General features: G+C 60.8%; 1 protein-coding gene. It reads right to left on the bottom strand.

All coding sequences use genetic code 11. The features are described from left to right. Positions 1-1,539: hypothetical protein (locus tag VGY55_16415; protein ID HEV2971562.1), on the bottom strand; the 1,539-nt coding region annotated here is incomplete at its 3' end. Between the last annotated feature and the right edge of the window lie 828 nt (positions 1,540-2,367).

The following is a 2,367-nucleotide window of genomic DNA, read 5'->3' as shown; positions in this document are numbered from 1 at the left end:
CGTCCCCTTGCTGGCGTTCGGATCAATCAAAGTCGCGGAGAGATCGCTCAATTTATCGGAAGCGAGAATCTCGGCTGCCGCCGGCACCGGGCCATCGATGCGGAATTTCACTTTCGCCTGCACCGGCTTCGGCGCCAGATCCGCCACTTCGAATGCAAAGTCGGAAACGTTGAGCTTGCGACCAGCCGGCGTATCGGCAGCACCTTGCACAACGGTCACAAGCGCGGTGCGGCCGGTCACACGGGCTTTCAAATCCGCATCGCGAACTGCCGGTAGTTCATCGACCGGCCGTATCGTCACCCCAGTGGCGACGATGTTGACGCTAAGACCGTCGTCGGGGATCGGAGGGCCCTTGCGCGAGAGATTTCGAACCGGCGAATTGACGCCAATTTCGACGCGCTGGATTGCCCCGCGTTCGACCCTGTCGATAACCCATTCCCGGACTTCCGGCACGACCAAAGCCGGCCAGATTTTCTTTAAGGCCGAGGCCGACATCGGTGTTCCTGCAAAGCCCAGTGTGAGGCGCGGCTCCCCTGAGTAGTCGACACTTCCGGTACCCGCCACGCCGATTTCCCCATTGCTGAAATCGGCCTGCGTCAGCATCACCCGCCGCTTGTCGGTATCGAAGCGCAAGCCGATCGCGATACGGTTGAAGATCACCGGCGGCTCGTTGTCGTTCCCCGCCAGAACGACGGTCCCCCCGCTGAAACCAAGTTGCCAGTCGGTGACATTGTCGTTGGGCGGCTCCAGATGGGCGAGCAGCGTGATCCTGTTTTGGCCGGAGATGATCTTGAAGGGCGCGAGCAACACGCGCCGCCCCGCATCCCACTCCACGTTCACTTCCGCCGAGTCGATCGACATCGGGTAATCGGGCGTATCGGTGTCAACGACCTCTCCCGCACCCGCAATGATCTTGCCGCGGAAATAGGTGGGTAGGCCATCGCGGCCAAGCTCGCCCTTCAGTTCGCCGCTCAACGGCAAATTCGCGCTGTAGGTGAGCTCCTTCAAACGCAACGCCAACAGAATATTTCTCGTCGAGACCTTGTCGGCCTTGATGTCAACCGATCGCACCCCGTTTTCGGATGGCCCAACCGCGACCCGCAGCGACCACCCCTGACGGCCCTCCTCAGCAACATTCAGCGCGACCCCGCCACCACTTGGCCGGCGAAGGCTCAAGGAGATGTTTTGGAAATTCCATTTGCTACCGCGCTGCTGGTCGTCAACGATCAAGTTGCCGTTCTTCAAGCCGATTTCATTGAGATTTTGTCCGTCGAGACCGGAGAGACTAAGGCTATCGAGCCAGTCCAAACCTGCAAGCAACCCCGCTTGCGCGCTATCGGCGGAAGCCGGCACGGGGGTGGTGGTTTGACCCGGCGGAGGAGCCGCCGGTGCTGCCTGACGCGGAAATGTCGGCGGAATTCCCGCGTCGCGCTTGGAGGCAACGCCTGTTGCAAGCGGCCGGGCATTGTCGCCGGTCGAGACGGAGACGTTGCCGTCGGGGGTTATCCGCACTTTCAGCTCGGCATCGACCAGATTCAAGCTTTCCGCCCGCAGGCGTCCCGTCAACAACGCCGAGCCCGAAAGCCTGACTTCTGCCTTCGGCGCGCTCGCCACAATCGCGCGATCGCGGTCCCGCACGATGATGTCCCGAATGCGCACCGCAATTCGAATCCGGCCCGCGCGCTCGATCTGTGTGCCGCCGACTTCGACGCTGTTGCCGTGGCCGATATTGTCCTCAATCGCCGCGGCGAGCCATGGTGTGGCCATATCGAGATTGATCGGGCCGGTTCCAAGCCGCCACCACAGCCCTCCGAAGCAACCGGCGAAAATCACAAGCAGAGAGGCAATGAAAATCGCGAGCCGCCGTATCCAACGTTCGCCAGCCAGCCAATGCCGCAACGAGCGGATGCGATCGGTAAACATGTAGAGGCCGGCGTTCGACCTCGACAACAACCGGTGGGCGTGATGTCCCGCCGCTTCATCATGCTCGGCGTGCCAATCGGCCTCCGGCCGTCGCAGCCGGGGGTCAGCGGAGGGACCGGACTCCTGGTGCGAATTATTCTTGGCCATTGCCTCTCATTGCTGGTGTCGAAGGAGCCGGTTGCTAGTGGTCCAATTCTAACATTCGCATCCCTTCTCGGCCGGCACTTTTGCGAATGTTAGAATCAAAGGACCACTAGTAATTATAAGTTTCTAGTGGAGTTTTGGATTTGACATTCGCCTGCCGGACTCGCGGCCGGACGGGTAGCGAATGTCAAAATCCACTCCACTAGCAGCGTCCTCTCTGCTCATCCTGCGGTCGAGCGACGAGAAGCGACGATGCGGGTGGCGTGCCGAAAGCGTTTTGAGCATAATCTGGGGCGATCT

The sequence above is a fragment of the Pirellulales bacterium genome, assembly GCA_035939775.1.
Lineage (GTDB): Bacteria > Planctomycetota > Planctomycetia > Pirellulales > DATAWG01 > DASZFO01.
The sequence above is the reverse complement of the archived record's forward strand: the minus strand, read 5'-3'. Positions and strand labels throughout refer to the sequence as shown.